Genomic DNA, 22,472 nt, shown 5'->3' with positions numbered 1-22,472 from the left:
CGTGAAGATCTGAGAGGCCGGTAACTTTCACCAAGCGGTGAAAGTCAGGCGGCGGCGCGCTGTTCTTCGGGGTAGGCACACGGCACGCACGTGCCGAGCGAGCCGGGGATGACGTATCCGGCGTCGGTGCGGCACTGCGGGCAGGTCCGCCGTGCGGTCATCGCCGCGGCGTGCGCAGCCCACTTGCCGGGGGTCATCGGCCGGACCGGCAGCGCGAGGTCGATGCGGTAGAGGTAGGCGACCGCGTAGCCCGCTTTGCGGCGGCGCGAGCGGCGCATGATCTGCGCGGCGATCGGCTGCCCGCCCGGCCGCAGGCCCTTCGCGCGGAGCTGTCGGCGGGTCGCCATGCCGTCCGGGGCGAGCCGCCACGGGAACGTAGGGACACCCCAGGTGGCGCCGGTCGGGTCGTAGCACTGGCCGAACGTCGGCGACATCAGGCAGCCGCTCCCAGAGCCGTAGCGGGCGCGGCGGCACGTTCAGTCTTGAGCGCGTCGCGGAGGGAGCGGGCCTGCGCGGCGCCGCAGTGCAGCCCTTCCCGCAGACGGTCCGCGGTCAGGTGGGCATCGGGCCAGTCCGCGGTCAGTGCGCGCGCCTGGGCCATGAGGTCGTCCAGGGTGCGGCGGCCGGTCGGCGCCTTGCCCGCAGGCTTGCTGCGGCGCTGGCGCGGGACAGGCTTCGGTTCGGCCGGCCGAATCGGCGGCTCAGCGGGCGGACCGGGATCGGGAGCGGCGGGGGCGAGTTCCCCCAGCTTGAGCAGCACCCGCGTGCGGCGGTCGGTCTGCGACCGCCAGCGCCGTCCGTGCTCCTGCCGGAGGTCGGCGCGGATGAGTTGTCGGTCCCGCTCGCGGTTCAGTGCCTCGGTGTAGGAGGTGATCTCCCACAGCGTCATCCGCCGCCACAGAGCGAAGGTGGTGATCGGAGCGAGGACCCAGCGGGATCGGCGGATCTTCTCCATCCGCCGCCCGGTCACCGCACCGATCCGCGCGGCGTAGACGTGAGCTGCTACCTCGGACAGCGCCACCCACAGCATGGGCATCGTGCCGTGCGCGACCTTCGCCGACGCCGACGTGCCCGCGGCGATGTTCAGCCAGCACGTCACGAGCGTCAGCGCCCATGGCACGAACCGCACCCACGACAGCGCCATGTCCATCCGGATCAACAGCAGATTGATCACGGTGAACACCGGAATCGCGAGGTCGATGGCCAGCGGCAGCATCTGCGGAGTGGTGAACCCCCAGCGGGCACCCGCGGCCGACACGGTGTCGAACGACAGGGCCAGACCGACCCCGCCGACACCCACCCCGAACACCGTGGCGGCGCCAAGGAGGATTCGGTCTCCGCGCGCCAGCGGCGGCAGCTCCGGCCGCGCACTCCCGGCCGCGGTCATCGCGCACCCCCCGCCACCGTCACCGCGAAGGTCGCGATGAGCAGGGCCCCGGCGAGGCAGGTGAGGTCGATCGCGCGCCGCAGGTGGACGAACTTGGCCACCGCGATCCGCGACAACTCCGCGATGTGCTGCGGCCGGTCATCACTGGCCAGCTCCGCACGCAGCTCGTCCGCGGTCAGCGTGGCCCAGCGGGGAAAGCCCACAGGCCGGGCACCACCAAGGTTCGGACGGGCCGCACGCAGCAGCACACCCGCCACGGCCGCTAACAGCGAAACCCCCGCGCCACCCAGCACCTCGGCAGCGACGGGAAGGTGTCGGCCGGAGCCGACCGTCCACACCCCCGCGAGCAGCGCACCGACGAACGCCAGCAGCAGCGACACCTTCGCGTCCGTGCGGGCGATCTCCGCCTTCACATCAGCGCGCGCCGCATCCAGATTCGCCTCCGTACGTGACGAGTCGACCGGCCGCGCCACGCTGTCCGTGCTCACGCCGCACCCCCGGCCGGGAACTCCCGGGAGCTGTTGGCCAGGTCGCGGCGGGCGGTCATGAGCTTGTGCTCTGCACGGCGGATGCGCCGTGCGTCCAGCTCGTTCGGCTGCCGGTCCAGCAGCATGATTTGCGCGTCCAACAGGTCGATGTCGGCGAGGATCACGGGCATCTCCTTGTCGATCGCCGCAAGCTCATCGGCCGTCGGCTCACGGTCCAGGTTCGTGGTGGTGCCACGGTCGTGATCAGGGAAGATACTTCTCATGGGTCGTGCTCCCTCACAGGTGGAACGGCCCGAACAGCGCCCCCGGAGTTACAGCTCCGGGGGCGCGCGCCGTTGTGGTTGGTGGGTAGTTCAAGAACCAGCCGAAGCCGGTCGGTGGAGCAGGCGCGGAACGTCACGCGCAGACCGCCTTTTCGACTCGGGGAGGCGGCAGCCCGATATTCAGTTCTCAAGGAACGAGCGCTTCCATGGGGCCCCTTTCACCGGGCCCTCCGGGCGGCTCGCACGCCAGCGAGAGGGTCTTCCTCATAACTGGTGCGCACCAGAAGGTTGGCATCTGGTGCGCACCAGAGTCAAGCGATTCGCGTTGGCTACGTGCTTCGCTCGCCTCGCGGTGCATCTCCAGAACACCGCGGCAGAGCGGCTGTCGGTAGCCAACAGCCCTTAACTTGGATGTTGTTAACCCCTGTTGACCTGCGGCGATGTGGGGCATGCTGGTGAGAGTCAGTCAGTACCGAAGCGTCGGACGGTGACTTGTGAGTGACGGACTGCGGAGCATCAGAAAGGCGCGCGGCTGGTCGCAGGAGCGACTCGTTGGCGAGATCGAGCGCTACGCCCGGCAACACGTCACGGACGTTGCTTCGACGGCGAGCTTGAAGGTCTACGTGTCGGAGTGGGAACACGGCAAGCGGTCGATCTCGGACTGCTACGCGCTGATCCTTCGGGCACTCCTTGGCATCACGGATGCTGAACTACGCGGGGCCCCGAGCGATGCGGTCCCGTCTACGGCCGACGGGTACGACGACCTGTTGGCCCGCATCGACGCCGCGAGCAGCGTCAGTCATTCCCTGGTGAAGACGTTCAATGATCAGACCGAGTTGATTCGCACCATGGATCGTCAGATGGGTGCTGCTGGCTTGGTTGATCAGATGTCCGGGCACCTCAGTGCCCTTGAGGATGCACTCAACTTCGCCGTTCTGCCAGACACGCGACGGCCCGTCGCTCTCGCTTTGGCGGGAGCGTCAACTCTTGCTGCATGGCAGGCACTCGATACCGGCGCAGTGGAGCGGGCTTGGCGGCACTACGAGCTTGCGAAGCGCGCGGCTCAAGACGCGGACGCGCCCATGTACTTAGCCCACGCCATGGCAGAGCAGGCGTACGTGCTGTGTGAGGCTGGACGACCGGCGCTTGGGGTGGCCCTCGTACGCGATGCGCGGGAGACAGTCGGCCGCCGGGCCTCCCCGCGCCTGCTCGCCTGGCTGTACGCAACTGAGGCTGAGTTGTGCGCGCAAGCCGGGATGCCCGCGGAGAGCCGCCGCGCTCTCGATGCGGCAGCCAGGAGCATCCCGGATGGCTCCGAAGACCGGGACCCGGACATGTTGAGCATCTTCCTCAACGGCGGTCACCTCGCCCGATGGCAGGGGAATGTGCTGGCCATGCTGGGAGATGACGATGCGGTGGGCCGCCTGTACGACGCGCTCGAAGTCGTAGACGGCACCTTTGTGCGGGCGCAAGCGGGACTGCGCTGCGACCTCGCTCATGCCCACCTATCGCGTGGGGAGTACGACCAAGCGAACACCCATCTACGGCAAGCGCGCTTGCTGGCGAACCGCACCGGATCAGTACGACAGCGGCGTCGGATTGATCTGCTCAGCGCGCGGCTGTAGGCCCGTTTTTGCCGCGGTTGGCGAGGACGTGTAGCAACGCCACCAGCGTCCCGGACCCCATGAGGTCACCGCGTGCCATAAGACCGGGGATATCCGCGAGTGGCACCCATTCAATGTGTCCGGCTTCCTCAACGTCCGTCGGCGAACCAACTTGCTCAGCACCACGGCCCACGAAGATCTCGTGAGGCGAATCCACCATGCCGATCATGGGCTGAAAGGTCACGACGTGCTCCAGCGCTCGCGGGCGCCAGCCGGTCTCTTCCTCTACTTCGCGTAGAGCCGTCGCCTTGCCGTCCTCGCCAGCGTCGACGATCCCGCCCGGGAGCTCCCAGCCCCACTGCTGAGGCACGAAGCGGTAGCGCCAGAGCATCAGGACCCGGTCCTGATCGTCCAGTACAGCAGCAATGGCGACGCGCTGTAGCGTCACGACGTGGTGCTCGAAGCGCTCAACGCCGGGCGGCTCAACGTCCCACAGTTCTAGCTTGACCCAGCGGTTGTCGTAGAGGTCCTGCTTGCCATGGATCTGCCACGGCTCCAGGTCGCTCGGTGTCTCCACACTCACGCCACCGGGGACGCGGTAGGAACTCCGGTTATGCACTTCGAGCGCGCCCTCGGCAACTAGGCGGGCGAGGACCTGGCGCAGTGCGGTGCGACCGATGTTGAGCTTCTCCACCAAAGCTCGCTCTGAGGGCAGCCTGTCACCCGGAGCAAGCTCACCTTCGGTGAGCCAGGCGCGAATAGTCTCATAGACCTTCGCTGTCTTCGGGCCCATTATGAAATCCCTCGCTTTTCGGAAGTAGATTACTTTGGTTGAGTAGTTTGCGCCGTACGAGCTTTTATCGCACTATTAGCGATCTCCTTCTCCTTCTCCTTCTCCTTCGAATCGCGATATTATTGATTCCATCAGGCGGGCTTCTTTTTCCATGTCAAGTGTGCTGAGAACGGAATGCAGAGATTGGGTATCACTGGGGCGCATCTTGTACATCTTATAGATAATAGTCGCTGTGGTCTCAGGGTGGGAGTCTTGCAGTTGCGTGATTAGGGTAGGCATACTTTCTGGGCGCCGTTGGGTTGCGATGTAATCTACGAAAGTGTCAAAGTCTGAACCGCCGAGTGCGTCCATGGTCGCTTCGACGCCTTCAGGATCCTTACGAGCGGCAGCGCTGAGGAACATCTCGTCAACTTCTGATGTCATCCCATGGGCACGAAAAATCTCCAGCATTTTGAAGAAATCGTTTCCCGTCCTCTTTTGGGCGAACCACTGGAGTGCCTCACTTCCGAAGGCGCCCTCGGCGCCATATTCCGTGATGAATGTGAAAATCTCGGAGGGGGACCGGTATTTTGCCATCGCAATGAGTATCTGAATCAGCCATCTATTATTGGCGCTTCTCAGTGCTTTGAGTACCTCGACGAGTCTCCCCAGTGGGTACGAGCGGCCGATATCCTGGACAAGTCGGTGATTTGCAATCTGGTCAGCCCTCAAATCTGCCAGAAGAATGGTCTTTGTTACTTGCTGGGGGGTCAGATCGGCAACGTTTTGAAGCTGATCGGCTGCCGTGTGCGGGAAATTTGCAGCCTTAGGTGCCTCTGTGGATCGCAGGCGTGCTAATTCCTCCTTGAGAGCGTTCAGCTCGGTTTTTGCATCTTCGGCTTCCTTTTGAGCTCGTTCGAGGGAATCAAGGTCCCGAGATTCCGTGCCTGAATCAGCCGATGCTTCGGCTACTGCCAGACGTTCCTCTAGCTCGACGCACTTGGCTTCGAGGTTGGATTTTTCTGAGCGAGTTTCACCGAGCTCCTCTTTAAGGTATTCAATCTCCCCTTGTAGGCGCTGAATTTCAGATCTTAGATCTTTCTGTTCTTTTTGGAATTCATCCGCTGTTTGGATCCATTGCTTGCGTTCTTCCTGTGCCCTAGAGCCTAGCTCTAGCTGAGCGGTTTCGAGCTCTGCGATGCGCCGCTGTCGAATCTGCACCGCTTCTATCAGGGCTTGCTCGCGGATTCTGGCGCGTTGTTGATCCCGATCAGTCTCCTCTAGTTGGTCTTGGAGTATCTGGACCTTGTACATGTCAGTGTTGCTAGTCTGCAACGCAGCTCGGTGGAGTGACTTAACATGATCAAAAACTTCCGGTCGAATTGGCGTCTCATGCGCTTCGCTGACGTCCGCAATGAGCTGTCGAACGAATGACCACGGCGGTACTCGGCTGCCGTTCAGGTACCGCGAGACAGTCCCAGGGTCCCGGTGGCATCGCCCCGCGTACCTACGTACCGACACTCGCAGGCCAGAGAAGACATCGCGGAGCCCTTCGGCCAGTGCTCTTGCCTCTGGAGAGGCGCTGTCGCTTACCGGTAGCAGTTGTCCGTGCATCACAGATGCCCTCCACGACTAACGACCCAGACTGTTGCGAACTGTTGGCAACATGTGACAGTTGCGGCAACACCCAGGGCTCCAGCGACCTTGGAACTGCGCGGCCAGCAGGCCGTGTTCGAGTCCGAGTGTAGGGAGGAAGCCTTGCCCGCGCTTCCCAATCCATCTGAGCCGCCGACTCGCCTCTACGAGGGTGCGTTGTCGCTTATTGGCCTTGGAGTGAGTGGACTTGCCGAGTCGCCCACCACGCCCGGGAGTTGGCTGTTGATCGTCACTGGCCTGGCTTTGCTGGCTGCCGCACTGCTGTAGCGGGCCGTGCCTGGGCCGTCTGCGGACGGCCCAGGTCTACCGACAACGACCGACAACGACCGTGGGGCCCCGCGCCGGACTGCCGGTGTGGGGCCCCACGTCACGTCGCTGAACTGGTCAGACCCAGGAGTCGAACCACATCCTCGCCTGCCAACCGCTGTACGGGATGGTCATGCCGGTGTAGATCGGGAAGAAGTAGATGAAATTCCAGATGATCAGCAGCACCAGGGTGCCCGCGCCGACCGCGCCCCACATCCGGCGTCCCTCACCGGCCCCCGGCGGTCCGAGGAAGGCGCCCACCATCATCGCCACCGCCAGGCACAGGTAGGGCACGAATGAGACCGCGTAGAAGTAGAAGATCGTGCGGTCCTGGTAGTGCAGCCACGGCAGCAGGCCCGCGCCCACCGCGCACAGGATCGCGCCGGCCCGCCAGTCGCGGCGCAGCACCCAGCGGTAGAGCAGGTACAGCAGCGCGAAGCACGCCGACCACCACAGCAGCGGGGTGCCGAGCGCCAGGATCTCCTTCGAGCAGCCGCCGGCGCTGTGGCAGCCGTCCTGGCCCAGCTTGGGCGACTCGAAGTAGTACGACACCGGACGGCCCAGCACCAGCCAGCTCCACGGGTTGGACTGGTACGGGTGGGGCGTGTGCAGCGTCACATTGAACTGGTAGACCTCGTACTCGTAGTGCCACAGGCTGCGCAAGGGCGCCGGGATCCACGACCAGGTGCCGCCGCGGTTGTCGGCCCAGTGCCGGTTGTAGGCGTTGCTCGACATGAACCAGCCGGTCCATGTCGCCAGGTAGGTGAGCACCGTGACCGGGATCATGGTCAGCACCGACCAGCCGAAGTCCTTGCGCAGCACCGCGCGCAGCGGGTGCCTGGCGCCGGCCAGCCGGCGCGAGCCCAGGTCCCAGGCCAGCGTCATGACGGTGAAGAAGGCCAGGAAGTACAGGCCGTTCCACTTGCTCGCCGCGGCAAGGCCGAGGCAGACCGCGGCCGCGATACGCCACGGGCGCCAGCCCATGCCCACCCGGTCGCCCACATGCCGGTCGGGACCCGCCCAGCCGGACTCGTCCACCGGCAGCGCCCGGGCCAGCCGCGCCCTCGACCAGTCCCGGTCCACCAGAAGGCAGCCGAAGGCGGCCAGCGCGAAGAACATGATCACCAGGTCGAGCAGCGCGATGCGGCTCATCACGAACTGCAGCCCGTCCACCGCCATCAGCAGCCCGGCCAGGCAGCCCAGCGCCGTGGAGCGGAAGAGCCGGCGCCCGATCCGGCACAGCATCAGCACCGACAGGGTGCCGAGCACCGCCATCATGAAGCGCCAGCCGAAGGGGTTCATGCCGAACATCCACTCGCCCAGCGCGATCACCCACTTGCCGGCCGGCGGGTGCACCACGTAGCCGGGCGCGTCGGACAGCGGGATCGTCTGCGGGTGCCCCAGCAGGTCCGGGTTGGTGATCTTGGCGTCCGGCCAGGTGCCCTCGTAGCCGAGCTTGAGCAGCGACCAGGCGTCCTTGGCGTAGTACGTCTCGTCGAAGACGACCTCGCGGGGCGTGCCCAGGTGCCAGAAGCGCAGGCCGCCGGCGAAGACCGCCACCAGGATCGGGCCGAGCCAGCCGGAGAAGCGGGCCAGCAGGTGCGAGACCCGCTCGTTCGCGCCCAGCATCCGCCACATCCTGGTCCCCGGCTCGGGGAAGGGCGGCACCAGGCGCTCGCGGGTGTCGGTCCGCGGCCTCTCCGCATAGCCGAACCTGCGCAGCCGTTGCGCCCACGGGCTCGTATGCGGCTGGGCCGGAACAGCCTCGTCGGCCCGGTCCTGCGTCGCGGTGTCACTCGTCACCGGGCCATCGTAGGGAAAGCCTCTGAAAATGTGATGAGGGTCGGCGCCCGGCGCCCCTGTTTGTCCGCAAAGCCGGTCGTCGAACCCGGTCGTACCGGTGCCGGACGGCGGGCGCGGCGGCGGGTCCCGGTCAGTGGGAAGCTTGGGCGGTGACCACGCAAGCCGCAGGCGTCCTCGTACTGGCCGGAACCCCCATCGGCGACCCCGCGGACGCACCGCCGCGGCTCGGCACCGAGCTGACCGGCGCCGACGTCATCGCCGCCGAGGACACCCGGCGGCTGCGCCGGCTCACCCAGGCGCTCGGCATCGAGCCCGCGGGCCGCATCGTGTCCTACTTCGAGGGCAACGAGGCCGGCCGCACACCGGAACTGGTCGAGGCGCTGGCGGGCGGCGCGCGAGTGGTCCTGGTCACCGACGCCGGCATGCCGTCGGTCTCCGACCCCGGCTACCGGCTGGTCGCGGCGGCCGTCGAGCGCGGTATCACCGTGACCGCGGTGCCAGGACCGTCCGCCGTGCTGACCGCGCTGGCCGTCTCCGGGCTGCCCGTCGACCGCTTCTGCTTCGAGGGCTTCCTGCCCCGCAAGCCCGGCGAGCGGCTGTCCCGGCTGCGCGAGGTCGCCGCCGACCGCAGGACGCTGGTCTACTTCGAGGCCACCCACCGCATCGACGCCACCCTCGCCGCCATGGCCGAGGTCTTCGGTGCCGAGCGGCGGGCCGCGGTGTGCCGCGAGCTGACCAAGACCTACGAGGAGGTCAGGCGCGGCCCGCTCGGCGAGCTGGCCGCCTGGGCGGCGCAGGACGGGGTGCGCGGCGAGATCACCGTCGTCGTCGAGGGCGCCCCCGCGCCCGGCCCCGCGGACCTCGACCCGGCGGAGCTGGTCCGGCGCGTCGCGGCCCGCGAGGCGGCGGGGGAGCGGCGCAAGGAGGCCATCGCGGCGGTCGCCGCGGACGCGGGACTGCCCAAGCGGGAGGTCTTCGACGCGGTCGTCGCCGCCAAGCACGGCGGGGCCTGACGCCGGGCCTTCCGCGCTCGCGACGCGGGGCGGGTACTGACTTGCGCCGCTGCCGGACCGGGGCGGGCGACGGTTGCCGGACTAAACTGTGGGAGTGGCAAAGCAATCCACGCCATCTCTCCCATAGACCCCAAATCTGGTCCAAGCTTCGGACACGGCCCGTGCGGCGGCCGGAAACGGGGCGTTCGCTGGGGAGTGGAAGTCCCGGTCCGGGCACGGCGCCCGGAGGGCCTGCAGGAGCTGCACATGAGCGACACCATCGGAAGCGGACCGAAGCCGCGGGCCACCGCCGACCCCGGCGCGAACGTCGTGCACGAGGCGTACTCCTTCGCCTGCATGAACTGCGGCCACGGCTGGGAGCAGGCCTACGAGATCGAGCACCACGTCGACACCTTCGGGCGCTCCTACGTCACCTACCTCGCGGACGGCGCCCAGGTGCCGTCCCCGCTGACCCACCCCACCTGCGACAACTGCGACGGGCACCGGGTGCGCATCATGCGCGCCGGGCGGGTCGCCGGCGTGGCCGCCGCCTCGCCCGCGGCGCACCGCACGGCCGCAGCGGTGCCGCCGCCGGCCGCGGCAGGGGCGGCCGGACACCACCCGCACCACTGGCCGGCCCTGCACTTCCTGCACCGCGGGCACGGAGGCGGCGGGACGGGCGGGTGAGGGCCGCGGGAGCGGGGGACGGGCGGGTGAGGGCCGCGGGAGCGGGTCCCTAGGATCGCAGGTATGGCAGACAGGGACAGCAAGAAGCAGGCCGCACCGCCGGCGCCGGAGCCGCTGCGGGTCGCGGTCGCCGACTCCCACACCCACCTCGACATGCAGTCCGGCAGCGTCGCCGACGCGATCGCGCAGGCCGCGGCCGTCGGCGTCGACACGCTCGTCCAGGTCGGCTGCGACCTCGCGGGCTCGCGCTGGGCCGCGGAGACCGCTGCCGCCTGGGACACCGTGTGGGCCACCGCGGCGCTGCACCCCAACGAGGCGCCGCGCGTCGCGAACCGCGCCGCAGGCGGCGGCCGGGCCGGGCTCGACGCCGAGATCGACGCCATCGACGCGCTCGCCGCGCTGCCGCAGGTCCTCGGGGTCGGCGAGACCGGCCTCGACTACTTCCGCACCGGCCCGGAAGGCGTCGAGGACCAGCAGCACTCCTTCCGCCGGCACATCGACATCGCCAAACGCCACGGCAAGGCGCTGGTCATCCACGACCGGGACGCGCACGCCGACGTGCTGCGCATCCTGGCCGAGGAGGGCGCGCCCGGGACCGTCGTCTTCCACTGCTACTCCGGCGACGCCGAGATGGCCAAGGTCTGCGCCGAGCACGGCTACTACATGTCCTTCGCCGGGACCGTCAGCTACAAGTCCGCGCAGAACCTGCGCGACGCGGTCGCGGTCGCCCCGCGCGAGCTGCTGCTGGTCGAGACCGACGCGCCCTTCCTGACCCCCGTGCCCTACCGCGGCCGGCCCAACGCGCCCTACCTCATCCCGGTCACGCTGCGCGCCATGGCCGCGGCCAGGGGAGACGAGGAGGACCAGCTCGCGGCGGCGATCGCCGCCAACACGGCACGGGCGTTCGGCTACGACACATGAGATGAATGCGGCGTTTTGCGGCTTTTAGGCTTTAAGGTGCGGCGTCGTGGGCATTCACCTCGCCGGACGCGCACGCAGGCTCGTACCGCAGACGCTCGTCGTCGCGGTGCTCGCCGGCGGCGCGGGGACGTATGTCGTGGCCGACAAGACCGTACGGCTCACCGTCGACGGGCGGGCGCGCACCGTCCACACCTTCGCCGCGGACGTCGCCGACGTCCTGCGGCAGCAGCACATCGCCGTCGGCGGGCACGACATCGTGGCGCCCGCACCCGGCCAGCGCCTGCACGACGGCGACGCCGTGGCCGTACGCTACGGCCGCCCGCTCACCCTCACGCTCGACGGGCACCGTCGGCAGGTGTGGACCACCGCGACCACCGTCTCCGCCGCACTGCGGCAACTCGGCGTCCGCGCCGACGGCGCCCTCATCGACGCCTCGCGCGGCGCCGCCATCGGGCGGCACGGGCTCGCCCTGTCGGTGCGCACCCAGCGCAAGGTCACGGTGGTCGCGGACGGGCGCGCGCACATCGTGCGCACGCACGCGGTCACCGTCCGCGGGGCCGTCGCCGACGCCGGGCTCGTCCTCGGCCCCGAGGACACGGTCTCGCCCGCCGCGGGCGGCTTCCCGGCGGACGGGCTCGCCGTCACCGTCGTACGCGTCCGCACCGTGCAGGGCACGCGCCGCGAGCCGGTGCCGTACTCCGTCGTACGGCGCCGCGACCCGTCGCTGCCCCGCGGGTCCACTGCCGTGGAGGTGCCGGGGCGGGAAGGGGTGCGTGAGGTGCGGTACGCCGTCCGCACCGTGGACGGAGTGGCGCGCGCCACTCGCGTCGTGAGGTCCCGGGTCACCCGGGCGCCCGTTGCGGAAGTCCTCCGCATCGGAACGGCCGGGCCTGCCGGGCCGTCCCCCCAGGCCCCGCGGGCCTCGCGCGCCTCCGGCGGTCTGGACTGGCGTGCGCTCGCCCTCTGCGAGTCCGGCGGGCGCGTGCACGCGGTCGACCCGTCCGGGCGGTACGGGGGGCTCTACCAGTTCGACGCGAGGACCTGGCGGGGGCTCGGGGGGCGGGGGCTGCCGCAGAACGCGTCTGCCGCGGAGCAGACGTCCCGCGCCCGACGCCTCTACGCCGCCCGCGGCACCACCCCCTGGCCCTCCTGCGGCCACCACCTCCTGCGGTGACCCGCACCCCTGGTGGTTGCCCTCTCGCGCAGAGGGTGACCGTTTTCAGGGGCGCGGGGAACTGCGCGCCCAGCCCGAGGAATGGGAAGGCAGGCAACGCCACAGCAAGTGGCGCCCACAGAAGGGGCTCGGGGAACTGCGAGAACAGCCACCCGCGGGGGAAGGTCCCGGGACTGGCGTGGCCGGGGGGAGAGGGGGGCTCGATTAGCCTAGGGCGCGTGAGTGGCACTGAGAGCGACGCCCTTTTGGGCCCGGCGGACGTCAGGGAGCTGGCCGCGGCGCTCGGCGTGCGGCCGACGAAGCAGCGCGGGCAGAACTTCGTGATCGACGCGAACACCGTACGCAGGATCGTGCGGACCGCGGGCGTGCGGCCCGACGACACGGTCGTCGAGGTCGGCCCCGGCCTCGGCTCGCTCACCCTGGCGCTGCTGGAAGCCGCCGCTCACGTCACGGCGATCGAGATCGACGACGTCCTGGCGCAGGCGCTGCCCGAGACCGTGGCGGCACGGCTGCCGCAGAAGGCGGACCGCTTCGACCTGGTGCACAGCGACGCCATGGCGGTCACCGGGCTTCCCGGGCCGCCGCCCACCGCACTCGTGGCGAACCTGCCCTACAACGTCGCCGTCCCCGTGCTGCTGCACATGCTCGCGACCTTCCCCGGCATCGAGCGCACGCTCGTCATGGTGCAGGCCGAGGTCGCCGACCGGCTCGCCGCGGGGCCTGGCAGCAAGGTCTACGGTGTGCCGTCCGTGAAGGCCAACTGGTACGCCGACGTCAAACGGGCCGGCGCCATCGGGCGCAACGTCTTCTGGCCCGCGCCCAACGTGGACTCCGGGCTCGTCGCGCTCGTGCGGCGCGACCCGCCGCGCACCGCAGCCAGCCGCCAGGAGGTCTTCGCGGTCGTGGACGCCGCCTTCGCGCAGCGCCGCAAGACCCTGCGGGCCGCGCTCGCCGGGTGGGCCGGGTCCGCGGGCGCCGCGGAGGCCGCACTGGTGGCCGCAGGAGTTTCCCCGCAGGCCCGTGGGGAAGCTCTGACCGTCGAGGAGTTCGCCGCCGTTGCCGAGCACAAGCCGTAGCCGAGGAGCCCATACCGTGAGCGCCGTCACCGTCCGCGTGCCCGCCAAGGTCAACGTCCAGCTCTCCGTCGGCGGCCGGCGCCCCGACGGCTTCCACGACCTGGCCACCGTCTTCCTCGCCGTGGGGCTCTACGACCACGTCACCGCCGCGCCCGCGGAAGGGCTGCGGATCACCGCGGCCGGGCGGGACGTGGACCGCGTCCCCCTCGACGGCACCAACCTCGCCGCCCGCGCGGCCGTCGCGCTCGCCAAGCGGTACGGGGTCGAGCCCGACGTGCACCTGCACATCGACAAGGACATCCCCGTGGCCGGGGGCATGGCCGGCGGGTCCGCCGACGCGGCCGGCGCGCTCGTCGCCTGCGACGCGCTGTGGGGGCTCGGGGCGCCCCGTGAAGAGCTGCTCGCGCTGTGCGCGGAACTCGGCAGCGACGTGCCCTTCTCCCTCGCGGGAGGCGCCGCGCTCGGCACCGGGCGCGGGGAGATCCTCACCCCGCTGGAGGTCGGCGGGGAATTCCACTGGGTCTTCGCCGTCGCCGAGGGCGGGCTGTCGACGCCCGAGGTCTACCGCGAGTGCGATCGCCTGCGGCGGGCGGACGGGGGAAGTGACCTCGCCTCGGACCTTCCCGCGCCCGGCGCGGACGCGGCGCTTGTCGCTGCGCTGCGGGAGGGGTCGGCGGCGGGGCTCGCCTCGGCGCTCTCCAACGACCTGCAGGCCGCGTCCGTGGCCCTGCGGCCCGCGCTGGCCGACACCCTTGCCACGGGCCTCGCGGCCGGCGCCCTGGCGGCGCTTGTTTCGGGCTCGGGGCCCACGTGTGCCTTTCTTGCGCCCTCCGCGGGCGCCGCCACGACCCTTGCCGCTGCCTTCCCCGCGGCCTACCCCGCCCTCTCCCCGGCTCCCGGCGCCACCCTCCTCTGACCGGGGTCCCCCCGACCCTGCCCCTTGCGGTGGGCTCCGGGACCTTCCCCCGGTGGGTGGCTTGTCGCGCAGTTCCCCGCGCCCCCAGGTGATTGCCACTTGCTGTGGCGTTGCTTGCTTTCCGCCCGTCCGGGCGGGGCGCGCAGTTCCCCGCGCCCCTGAAAAACGCTCACCCTCTGCCCGAGAGGGCACCCCCCAGGGGCGCGGGGAACTGCGCGACCAGCCACGACGGCGGGAAAGGTGATCGCCCACCGCAAGGGGCAGGACTTGAAGGGGCGCGAGGAACTGTGCGACCAGCCACAACGCACCGAAAGGTGCGAGCCCACAGCAGGTGGCACCCACCGAAAGGGGCGCGGGGAACGGCGCGGCAGGTCCGGCGCCCGGGGGGACGGAGCGGGGCGGGCGGTTAGGGTGAGGGGAGGTTCGGGGAAACTTGGCGCTGGGAGAATGCAAGAGTGGCCGTCAACCTGGTCAACGTCGAAGCCGTCGGCAAGACGTACGGCACGAGGGCGTTGCTGGACGCCGTTTCGCTGGGGGTCTCGGAGGGCGACCGGATCGGGGTCGTGGGGCGCAACGGGGACGGCAAGACGACCCTCGTGCGGATGCTCGCGAAGCTGGAGGAGCCGGACGCCGGGCGTGTGACGCACCAGGGCGGGCTGCGGCTCGGGGTGCTGACGCAGCACGACAGCCTGGACCCGGCCGCCACGGTGCGGCACGAGGTCGTGGGGGACCGGGCCGACCACCAGTGGGCGGGGGACGCCCGGATCAGGGACGTGCTGACGGGGCTGTTCGGCGGTCTGGACCTGCCCGGCTTCCCGGCGGGTCTCGACACCGTGATCGGGCCGCTGTCGGGCGGTGAGCGGCGCCGTATCGCGCTGGCGAAGCTGCTGATCGACGAGCAGGACCTGATCGTGCTGGACGAGCCGACCAACCACCTGGACGTGGAGGGCATCGCCTGGCTGGCCGAGCACCTGCGGGCCCGCAGGTCCGCGCTGGTGGTGGTGACGCACGACCGCTGGTTCCTGGACCAGGTGTGCACGCGTATGTGGGATGTGCAGCGCGGCTCGGTGTACGAGTACGAGGGCGGCTACAGCGACTACGTCTTCGCGCGCGCCGAGCGCGAGCGCATCGCGGCGACGGAGGAGACCAAGCGGCAGAACCTGGTCCGCAAGGAGCTGGCGTGGCTGCGCAGGGGCGCCCCGGCGCGTACGTCGAAGCCGCGGTTCAGGATCGAGGCGGCGAACGCCCTGATCGAGGACGTGCCGCCGCCGCGGGACACCGCGGAGCTGATGAAGTTCGCGAACTCGCGGCTGGGCAAGACCGTCTTCGAGCTGGAGGACGTGACCGTCACCGCCGGGCCGAAGCAGTTGCTGCGGCATATCACCTGGCAGCTGGGTCCTGGCGACCGGGTCGGCCTGGTGGGGGTGAACGGCGCGGGCAAGACCTCGCTGCTGCGGGCGCTGGCCGACGCGGCGGCCAGTGACGGCGACCGGCAGCCGGCCGCGGGCCGGGTGGTGGTCGGCAAGACGGTGCGGCTGGCGTACCTGTCGCAGGAGGTCGCCGAGCTGGACCCGACATGGCGGGTGCTGCAGGCGGTGGAGGCGGTGCGGCAGCGGGTGGACCTCGGCAAGGGCCGGGAGATGACCGCGGGTCAGCTGTGCGAGAAGTTCGGCTTCACCAAGGAGAAGCAGTGGACGCCGGTCGGCGACCTGTCCGGCGGTGAGCGGCGCCGGCTGCAGCTGCTGCGGCTGCTGATGGACGAGCCGAACGTGCTGTTCCTCGACGAGCCGACCAACGACCTGGACATCGAGACGCTGACCCAGCTGGAGGACCTGCTGGACGGCTGGCCCGGGTCGATGGCGGTGATCAGCCACGACCGGTACTTCCTGGAGCGCACCACCGACCGGGTGTTCGCGTTGCTCGGCGACCAGAGCCTGCGGATGCTGCCGCGCGGGGTGGACGAGTACCTGGAGCGCCGCAGGGCCATCGCGGAGGCGGCCGCACCGCCGCCGCCCGCGGCCAAGGAGCGCCCGGCCGGCGACACCCGGGCGGCGAAGAAGGAACTGCAGCGCATCGAGCGGCAGTTGGACAAGGTCGGCGACAAGGAGAAGACGCTGCACGCGCGGATCGCCGAGCACGCCACCGATTTCGCGAAGGTCGCCGAGATCGACGCGGAGCTGCGGGCGTTGCGCGAGGAGCGCGAGGACCTGGAGATGCGCTGGCTGGAACTCGCCGACGACAGCGGCCAGTAGGCGGCCGGCGGGCCGCGGCGGCGGGTCGGGGAGAACGTGTAGCGGGCCGGTAACGGAACAGCGGCTGCCCTCGGGGGCAAGTGTGCCGGGTGATAGAAAGAATTTCCGCCAACCCGACCCCCAGCATGAGTTCGAAGAGGTCCCGCTGATGTCGCAGCCGCCCCCGCCGCCAGGCAACCCGCCCGAGTTCGGGAAGCCGTCCGACGGCGCCGTGCCGCCCCCGCCGGGTCCTCCGCCGCAGTCGCAGGCGCCGCAGACCCCGCCTCCGCCGCCCGGCTACGGCTACCCGGCGCAGGCCCCGCCGCCGCCCCCGGGCGGCGGCTACGGCTACCCGGCGCCTGGCCGGCCGCAGCCGGGCGAGAACCCGTACGCGCAGCCCGTTCCGCCGGCGCAGAACCCGTACGCGCAGGCGCCGACGCAGGCGGCCTTCCCGTCGCCGCAGCTGCCGCCGCAGGGCACCCCGCCGCCCCCGCCGTACGCGAGCGGCGCCCAGCCGCAGTACCCGGGGCAGCCGCAGTACGGGCAGGTGCCGCCGCAGGGCCCCTACGGCTACCCGGGCCAGCAGCAGTATCCGGGGGCTCCGGGCGGCGGGCGCTCGAACAACAAGCTGATGATCATCATCGCGGCGGCGGTGGCGGCGGTGCTGGTGATCGCCGGCGGTGTCTACTTCGCGACCAAGGGCGGCGGCGACGACCCCGGCCCCAAGCCGAGGGTCCAGGCCAGCAGCAAGGGGCCGACGTCCGCGCCGCACTCCACGCAGCTGCAGTTCGGCTGGGACAAGCCGGCCGACAAGGTCGCCGAGAAGGACAACCTCAAGACCGTCTTCGGGATCTGGTTCACCGACAAGTACGTGGTCAAGGGCGAGATCGACAAGGTCGTCGCCTATGACGAGGCGACCGGCAACCCGGCCTGGACGCTGCCCGCCGCCTCACGTGGCGACTGCGCGGCGGCCCGGGACACGTACCAGAACCTGGCGGCGATCCAGTACGGCCCCAGCTGCAACAAGGTGATGGTCTTCGACCTGACCACCGGGGTGCAGAAGTGGTCGGCCGACCTGCCGGGGGGCACCGGCGGCAAGACCGACTTCGACTACTCGCAGATGGCCGTCAGCGGCGACACGGTCGGCGTGGACTGGCTGAACGGCTCCATCGGCTACCGGCTGTCCACCCAGGCGGTGCTGTGGCAGGGCGGCAACGGCAACTGCGAGGACGACGGATACGGCGGCGGCAGCCAGTTCGTGGTGATCGTCAACTGCGACTACAAGACCTACAAGGTCCAGGTCATCGACCCGGACAACCACGGCAAGGCCAAGTGGACCTGGACCGCGCCCAGCGGCACCGAGGTCAACGCGATCGTGTCCACCGACCCGGTCGTGGTGGTGCTGGGCACCGAGAACAGCAACGCCACCGACGTCGTCACGCTCGCCGCCGGCCGCATGCAGTCCAGGATCTCGCTGGGCACCGACAAGTACGACGTCTCGCTCGGCGACAACGGCGCCCAGGACGTGCACAACGTGCTGGTCAGCAAGGACACCGTCTATCTGACGCTGCGCAGCCAGGGCGACAGCAAGGGCCAGGTGCTCAGCGGCATCGTCGCCTTCAACACCAGCGACGGCAAGCAGAAGTGGGTCGCCAAGCCCGAGGACAAGCAGGACATCCTCGCGATGGACTTCGTGGACGGCCAGGTGCTCGCGCTGGAGCCGCCGGACTACGACGTGCCGGGCCAGCTGGTCACCGTCGACCCGGCGACCGGGGCGATGAAGAAGTACGCCGGCTTCGCCGACGGCTCCAAGGACCACGTCGACCTGTCCGACCTGGAGAACTACCCCTACTGGCACAACGGGCACTTCTACCAGGTGACCCACACCGTCTACGAGGGCAACGACGACGAGATGTACCTGGTCGAGTTCCACTGACCGCCCGCCCCACCCGCGCGCCCCCTGTCGGCAGGCAGCCCGGAATTCCCGGAGATTCTGCCCGGTTGGGGGCGCGCGCGTGTGGGGCAAGCGTGTAACTTCGCGGCCTGGGCCCCTACCGTGCGGGGCTGCGGTTGGGACCGGCTCGGGCGCGGTATGCACAGGGAACGGGGGCGGCGGCGGAGCGGACCCCCGGGGGGATGGGGGATGGCCGACATGGGCGTACGCCTCGTCGTGGTCGACGACCACCGGCTGCTCGCCGAGGCACTGGCCTCGGCGCTCAAGCTGCGCGGGCACCGCGTGCTGGCCGCGTCCGCGCCCTCGGGCGGTGCGGCGGAGCTGGTGCTGACCCGGGCGCCCGAGGTGTGCCTGTTCGGCACGGCCGCGCCCGCCGAGCCCGGCGCCTTCGACGCGGTCGCCAGGATCAAACGCGAGCGGCCCGGGGTCGCGGTGGTCGTGCTCGGCCCGGTGCCCGACCCGCGCGGCATCGCGGCGGCCTTCGCGGCCGGCGCGTCGGGCTACGTACGCCACGACGAGCGCATCGAGGGCGTGGAGCGGGCCATGGCCAAGGCCAGGACCGGTGAGGTCGCGGTGGCGCAGCCGCTGCTGCAGGGCGCCTTCGCCGAGCTGCTCAACCCGGCGCAGCAGCCGGACGACGAGGGCATGCGGCTGCTGGAGCTGCTGACCCCGCGGGAGATCGAGGTGCTGGTCCGGGTCGCCGAGGGCGAGGACACCCGGCTGATCGCCGCCGGGATGCGGATAGCGCCGAGCACCGCCCGGACCCATGTGCAGCGGGTGCTGATGAAGCTGGGCGTCGGCTCCCGTCTCGAGGCGGCCGCACTGGCCGCGCGCACCGGTCTGCTGGACCGCGCGGCGGCCTCCGGACGGCGCTGAGCGGTCCGCGGGAGCCCAGCCGCGCTGGTACGGGCCGGTAAGGTCACGTATCTGTTCGGCTTTGTTTGGTTGTGCCCGAAACGGACTCCACGCTTCGTACAGCTTATGAACTCAACTTCACCTGCCCTCGCGCATTGACTGCACTGTTCTGTCATGATTCATTGTGTGCGGTTATGTTGGGTGATTGTGGTGTGAGGGGTCTGCAGGGTGAAGAAGACGACGACCCGGCTCGCGGACGGCCGCGAACTGATCTACTACGACGCTGAGGACACGGCCGACGCCGTCGTCCGCGACGCCGTCGACCGCCGTCCGCTGGAGCCCGTCGCCACCCACTCGGAGCTGCGCCACGACCGGCTGCTCGGCGACACCGTGGCCATCGCCTCGCACCGCCAGGGCCGCACCTACCACCCGCCGGCCGACGAGTGCCCGCTGTGCCCGTCCAGGGAGGGCAGGCTCAGCGAGATACCCGACACCGACTACGAGGTCGTCGTCTTCGAGAACCGCTTCCCGTCGCTGGCCGGCGGCGCGGGGCGCTGCGAGGTGGTCTGCTTCACCTCCGACCACGACGCCTCCTTCGCGGACCTCACCGAGGCCCGCGCCCGCCTGGTGCTCGACGCGTGGATCGACCGCACCCGCGAGCTGTCCCAACTGCCCGGCGTCGTCCAGGTCTTCCCGTTCGAGAACCGCGGCCGGGAGATCGGCGTCACCCTCGGCCACCCACACGGCCAGATCTACGGCTACCCCTTCGTCACCCCGCGCACCGCGCTGATGCTGCGCACCCTTGCCGAGCACCGCGAGCGCACCGGGCGCAACCTCTTCGATGACGTCCTCGCCGACGAGACCGCCGACGGCCGGCGGATCGTGCTCGCCGCAGACCACTGGACCGCCTTCGTCCCGCACGCCGCCCACTGGCCCTACGAGGTGCACCTCTTCCCGCGCCGCCGGGTGCCGGACCTGCTGGCGCTGGACGAGGACGCACGCGCCGAGTTCCCGCGGGTCTACCTGGAGCTGCTGCGCCGCTTCGACCGGATCTTCGGCCCCGACCAGCCGCCCACCCCGTACATCTCCGGCTGGCACCAGGCGCCCTTCGGCGAACCGTCGCGACGCGACTTCGGACTGCACCTGGAGCTTTTCACGATTCGCCGCACATCGGGCAAGCTGAAGTACCTTGCGGGGTCCGAGTCGGGCATGGGCGCGTTCATCAACGACGTGCCGCCGGAGGCCGCCGCGCTGCGACTGCGAGAGGTAGCGAGCCAGTGAGTGAGAGCCCCAGGAAGCTGCTGGTCACCGGTGGTGCCGGCTATGTCGGTTCGGTGGTCGGCGCCCATCTGCTGGCCGCAGGGCACCGGGTGACCGTGCTGGACGACCTGTCCACCGGTTTCCGCGCGGGGGTACCCGACGGCGCCGACTTCGTCGAGGGCCGCGTCCAGGACGCCGCCAAGGTGCTCGACGGCTCCTACGACGCCGTCCTGCACTTCGCCGCGTCCTCGCAGGTCGGCGAGTCGGTCGCGGACCCGGCCAAGTACTGGCGCAACAACGTCGGCGGCACCCTCGAACTGCTCGACGCCATGCGGGCGTCCGGGGTGCGCACCCTGGTCTTCTCCTCCACCGCCGCCACCTACGGCGAACCGGCGTCCGTCCCCATCACCGAGGACGCCGTCACCGCGCCCACCAACCCCTACGGCGCCACCAAGCTCGCCGTCGACCACATGATCAGCGGCGAGTGCGCCGCCCACGGGCTGGCCGCGGTCTCTCTGCGGTACTTCAACGTCGCGGGCGCGTACGGGAAGTACGGCGAGCGGCACCACCCCGAGTCGCACCTGATCCCGCTGGTCCTCCAGGTCGCGCAGGGCCGGCGCGAGGCCATCTCCGTCTTCGGCGACGACTACCCGACGCCCGACGGCACCTGCCTGCGCGACTACATCCACGTCGCGGACCTGGCCGAGGCGCACCTGCTCGCGCTCGACCACGCGGCGGCCGGCGAGCACCTGATCTGCAACCTCGGCAACGGCAGCGGCTTCTCCGTGCGCGAGGTCGTGGACACCGTACGCCGGGTCACCGGTCACCCCGTGCCCGAGTCCGTGCAGCCGCGCAGGGCCGGCGACCCGGCCGTGCTCGTCGCCTCCGCACAGCGCGCCCGCGACCGGCTCGGCTGGCAGCCCACCCGCACCGACCTCGCGGAGATCGTCCGCGACGCCTGGACATTCGCCCAATCCCTCGGGGAGGACGCACGATGACGGACCTCGGCATAGCCTTCAAGGACGTCTTCGGGCGCGCGCCCGAAGGCTGCTGGGCGGCGCCAGGACGGGTGAACCTGATCGGCGAGCACACCGATTACAACGACGGCCACGTGCTGCCCTTCGCGCTCCCGCAGACCACCAGGGCCGCGGTCGCCCGCCGGGACGACGGCCTGCTGCGCGTGCACTCGGCCGACATGGACGGCGGGGTCGTCGAACTGCGCGTCGACGACCTCGCCCCCGGCACCGGCGCCGGATGGGCCACCTACCCGGCCGCGGTGCTGTGGACGCTGCGCGAGGCCGGGCAGCCCGTGGGCGGCGCCGACATCCACTACGACAGCACCGTGCCGGTCGGCGGCGGCCTGTCGTCGTCGGCCGCCCTGCAGGTCGTCACCGCGCTCGCCCTCGGCGAACTGCACGGGGTGCGGACCGGCCGGCAGGAGCTGGCATTGCTGTGCCAGCGCTCGGAGAACGTCTACGTCGGCGCGCCCGTCGGCGTCATGGACCAGACCGCCTCCGCGTGCTGCACCGAGGGCCACGCCCTGCACCTCGACGTGCGCGGCCTCGAACAGCGCCAGGTGCCGCTGGACCTGGCAGGCAACGGCCTGACGCTGCTGGTCGCCGACACCCGCGTCAAGCACGCGCACGCCGACGGGGCCTACGCCTCGCTGCGGGCCGGCTGCGAGGCCGCCGCCGCGGCGCTCGGCCTGCCCTCGCTGCGCGACGTGCCCCACGACGGCCTGGCGGCGGCCCTCGACGCGCTCCCCGACGAGCGGCTGCGGCGACTGACCCGGCACGTCGTCACCGAGAACCGGCGCGTCGAGGACGTCATCGCGCTGCTGGACGCCGGGCGCATCCGGGACATCGGCCCGGTCCTGACCGCGGGCCACCTGTCGCTGCGCGACGACTTCCAGGTGTCCTGCCCCGAACTGGACCTGGTCGTGGACACGGCGCTGGACCGCGGCGCGCTGGGGGCGCGGATGACCGGCGGCGGCTTCGGCGGCTCGGCCATCGCCCTGGTCCCCGTCGAGTCCGTGCCCGCCGTCACCGAGGCCGTCCAGGCCGCCCTCCCGGCGGCCCGGATCTTCGCCGCCACACCCTCCCAGGGCGCCCACCGCCTGCCCTGACG

Annotated in this window: 20 protein-coding genes; 13 read left to right on the top strand and 7 right to left on the bottom strand. The window is 70.6% G+C overall.

Going from position 1 to position 22,472, the window contains the following annotated elements; genetic code table 11:
- Positions 1-44: 44 nt before the first annotated feature.
- Genes JT723_RS23120 through JT723_RS23105 form a run of 4 tightly spaced genes read right to left on the bottom strand, consistent with a single transcriptional unit; the run spans position 45 to position 2,138 of the window.
- Positions 45-434: an RRQRL motif-containing zinc-binding protein gene (locus tag JT723_RS23120; RefSeq protein ID WP_205046677.1), complete on the bottom strand. Its 390-nt coding sequence runs from the start codon at positions 432-434 to the stop codon at positions 45-47.
- Positions 434-1,387 (bottom strand): DUF2637 domain-containing protein, encoded by a 954-nt coding sequence (locus tag JT723_RS23115; RefSeq protein WP_205046676.1) that lies wholly within the window; start codon positions 1,385-1,387, stop codon positions 434-436. Before JT723_RS23115 ends, JT723_RS23120 begins: the two co-directional genes overlap by 1 nt.
- The gene (locus JT723_RS23110; RefSeq protein ID WP_251512974.1) at positions 1,384-1,875 is read right to left on the bottom strand and encodes a Pycsar system effector family protein; all 492 of its coding nucleotides are present in this window, start codon (positions 1,873-1,875) and stop codon (positions 1,384-1,386) included. The genes JT723_RS23115 and JT723_RS23110 overlap by 4 nt, the downstream gene beginning before the upstream one ends.
- On the bottom strand, positions 1,872-2,138 hold the full coding sequence (locus JT723_RS23105; protein WP_205046675.1) for a DUF6284 family protein: 267 nt from the start codon (positions 2,136-2,138) through the stop codon (positions 1,872-1,874). The genes JT723_RS23110 and JT723_RS23105 overlap by 4 nt, the downstream gene beginning before the upstream one ends.
- A gap of 494 nt (positions 2,139-2,632) precedes the next feature.
- On the opposite strand from JT723_RS23105, the gene JT723_RS23100 reads away from it, so the two are divergent.
- Complete coding sequence (locus JT723_RS23100) at positions 2,633-3,763, top strand: helix-turn-helix domain-containing protein (RefSeq protein WP_205046674.1); 1,131 nt, start codon at positions 2,633-2,635, stop codon at positions 3,761-3,763.
- On the opposite strand, the gene JT723_RS23095 is transcribed toward JT723_RS23100, so the two are convergent.
- The 3 genes from JT723_RS23095 to JT723_RS23085 form a co-directional block, all read right to left on the bottom strand.
- A complete protein-coding gene (locus JT723_RS23095) occupies positions 3,747-4,535 on the bottom strand; it encodes a GntR family transcriptional regulator (RefSeq protein WP_205046673.1) in 789 nt (262 codons plus the stop codon). The two genes, JT723_RS23100 and JT723_RS23095, sit on opposite strands and share 17 nt — an antisense overlap.
- Before the next feature lie 75 nt (positions 4,536-4,610).
- Positions 4,611-5,828: a coiled-coil domain-containing protein gene (locus JT723_RS23090; protein ID WP_205046672.1), complete on the bottom strand. Its 1,218-nt coding sequence runs from the start codon at positions 5,826-5,828 to the stop codon at positions 4,611-4,613.
- Between the two features lie 726 nt (positions 5,829-6,554).
- Positions 6,555-8,279: a dolichyl-phosphate-mannose--protein mannosyltransferase gene (locus tag JT723_RS23085; RefSeq protein ID WP_205046671.1), complete on the bottom strand. Its 1,725-nt coding sequence runs from the start codon at positions 8,277-8,279 to the stop codon at positions 6,555-6,557.
- 149 nt (positions 8,280-8,428) lie between these two features.
- Between JT723_RS23085 and rsmI the strand changes: the two genes are divergently transcribed.
- The 12 genes from rsmI to galK all read left to right on the top strand — a co-directional run bounded on the left by rsmI (position 8,429) and on the right by galK (position 22,470).
- Entirely contained in the window at positions 8,429-9,292 is an 864-nt protein-coding gene (rsmI, locus tag JT723_RS23080; protein WP_205046670.1) for a 16S rRNA (cytidine(1402)-2'-O)-methyltransferase, read from the top strand.
- Between the two features lie 246 nt (positions 9,293-9,538).
- Positions 9,539-9,958: a hypothetical protein gene (locus JT723_RS23075; protein WP_240166054.1), complete on the top strand. Its 420-nt coding sequence runs from the start codon at positions 9,539-9,541 to the stop codon at positions 9,956-9,958.
- Positions 9,959-10,021: 63 nt separating this feature from the next.
- Positions 10,022-10,879 carry a TatD family hydrolase gene (locus tag JT723_RS23070; protein ID WP_205046669.1) on the top strand — a complete coding sequence of 286 codons (858 nt, stop codon included), beginning with the start codon at positions 10,022-10,024 and terminating at the stop codon, positions 10,877-10,879.
- Positions 10,880-10,925: 46 nt separating this feature from the next.
- Complete coding sequence (locus tag JT723_RS23065; RefSeq protein WP_251512972.1) at positions 10,926-12,053, top strand: resuscitation-promoting factor; 1,128 nt, start codon at positions 10,926-10,928, stop codon at positions 12,051-12,053.
- Positions 12,054-12,271: 218 nt separating this feature from the next.
- Positions 12,272-13,129 carry a 16S rRNA (adenine(1518)-N(6)/adenine(1519)-N(6))-dimethyltransferase RsmA gene (gene rsmA, locus JT723_RS23060; protein ID WP_205046668.1) on the top strand — a complete coding sequence of 286 codons (858 nt, stop codon included), beginning with the start codon at positions 12,272-12,274 and terminating at the stop codon, positions 13,127-13,129.
- 16 nt (positions 13,130-13,145) lie between these two features.
- Positions 13,146-14,045 carry a 4-(cytidine 5'-diphospho)-2-C-methyl-D-erythritol kinase gene (locus JT723_RS23055; protein ID WP_205046667.1) on the top strand — a complete coding sequence of 300 codons (900 nt, stop codon included), beginning with the start codon at positions 13,146-13,148 and terminating at the stop codon, positions 14,043-14,045.
- A 455-nt stretch (positions 14,046-14,500) separates the two neighbouring features.
- A complete protein-coding gene (locus JT723_RS23050; protein WP_205046666.1) occupies positions 14,501-16,297 on the top strand; it encodes an ABC-F family ATP-binding cassette domain-containing protein in 1,797 nt (598 codons plus the stop codon).
- Between the two features lie 148 nt (positions 16,298-16,445).
- The gene (locus JT723_RS23045) at positions 16,446-18,212 is read left to right on the top strand and encodes a PQQ-binding-like beta-propeller repeat protein (RefSeq protein ID WP_205046665.1); all 1,767 of its coding nucleotides are present in this window, start codon (positions 16,446-16,448) and stop codon (positions 18,210-18,212) included.
- A 216-nt stretch (positions 18,213-18,428) separates the two neighbouring features.
- Positions 18,429-19,106: a response regulator transcription factor gene (locus tag JT723_RS23040; protein ID WP_205046741.1), complete on the top strand. Its 678-nt coding sequence runs from the start codon at positions 18,429-18,431 to the stop codon at positions 19,104-19,106.
- Positions 19,107-19,313: 207 nt separating this feature from the next.
- On the top strand, positions 19,314-20,366 hold the full coding sequence (galT, locus tag JT723_RS23035; protein WP_205046664.1) for a galactose-1-phosphate uridylyltransferase: 1,053 nt from the start codon (positions 19,314-19,316) through the stop codon (positions 20,364-20,366).
- Positions 20,363-21,343: a UDP-glucose 4-epimerase GalE gene (gene galE / locus JT723_RS23030; RefSeq protein ID WP_205046663.1), complete on the top strand. Its 981-nt coding sequence runs from the start codon at positions 20,363-20,365 to the stop codon at positions 21,341-21,343. Before galT ends, galE begins: the two co-directional genes overlap by 4 nt.
- The gene (gene galK, locus JT723_RS23025) at positions 21,340-22,470 is read left to right on the top strand and encodes a galactokinase (protein WP_205046662.1); all 1,131 of its coding nucleotides are present in this window, start codon (positions 21,340-21,342) and stop codon (positions 22,468-22,470) included. Before galE ends, galK begins: the two co-directional genes overlap by 4 nt.
- Positions 22,471-22,472 lie beyond the last annotated feature (2 nt).

This window comes from Actinacidiphila bryophytorum, assembly GCF_016916835.1.
GTDB lineage: Bacteria > Actinomycetota > Actinomycetes > Streptomycetales > Streptomycetaceae > Actinacidiphila > Actinacidiphila bryophytorum.
The sequence above is the reverse complement of the archived record's forward strand: the minus strand, read 5'-3'. Positions and strand labels throughout refer to the sequence as shown.

Coding starts and splice junctions, on each gene's coding strand:
- JT723_RS23120 (WP_205046677.1), bottom strand. CDS start 434: ATGTCGCCGACGTTCGGCCAGTGCTACGACCCGACCGGCGCCACCTGG.
- JT723_RS23115 (WP_205046676.1), bottom strand. CDS start 1,387: ATGACCGCGGCCGGGAGTGCGCGGCCGGAGCTGCCGCCGCTGGCGCGC.
- JT723_RS23105 (WP_205046675.1), bottom strand. CDS start 2,138: ATGAGAAGTATCTTCCCTGATCACGACCGTGGCACCACCACGAACCTG.
- JT723_RS23095 (WP_205046673.1), bottom strand. CDS start 4,535: ATGGGCCCGAAGACAGCGAAGGTCTATGAGACTATTCGCGCCTGGCTC.
- JT723_RS23090 (WP_205046672.1), bottom strand. CDS start 5,828: ATGTACAAGGTCCAGATACTCCAAGACCAACTAGAGGAGACTGATCGG.
- JT723_RS23075 (WP_240166054.1), top strand. CDS start 9,539: ATGAGCGACACCATCGGAAGCGGACCGAAGCCGCGGGCCACCGCCGAC.
- JT723_RS23070 (WP_205046669.1), top strand. CDS start 10,022: ATGGCAGACAGGGACAGCAAGAAGCAGGCCGCACCGCCGGCGCCGGAG.
- JT723_RS23045 (WP_205046665.1), top strand. CDS start 16,446: ATGTCGCAGCCGCCCCCGCCGCCAGGCAACCCGCCCGAGTTCGGGAAG.
- JT723_RS23040 (WP_205046741.1), top strand. CDS start 18,429: ATGGGCGTACGCCTCGTCGTGGTCGACGACCACCGGCTGCTCGCCGAG.
- galK (WP_205046662.1), top strand. CDS start 21,340: ATGACGGACCTCGGCATAGCCTTCAAGGACGTCTTCGGGCGCGCGCCC.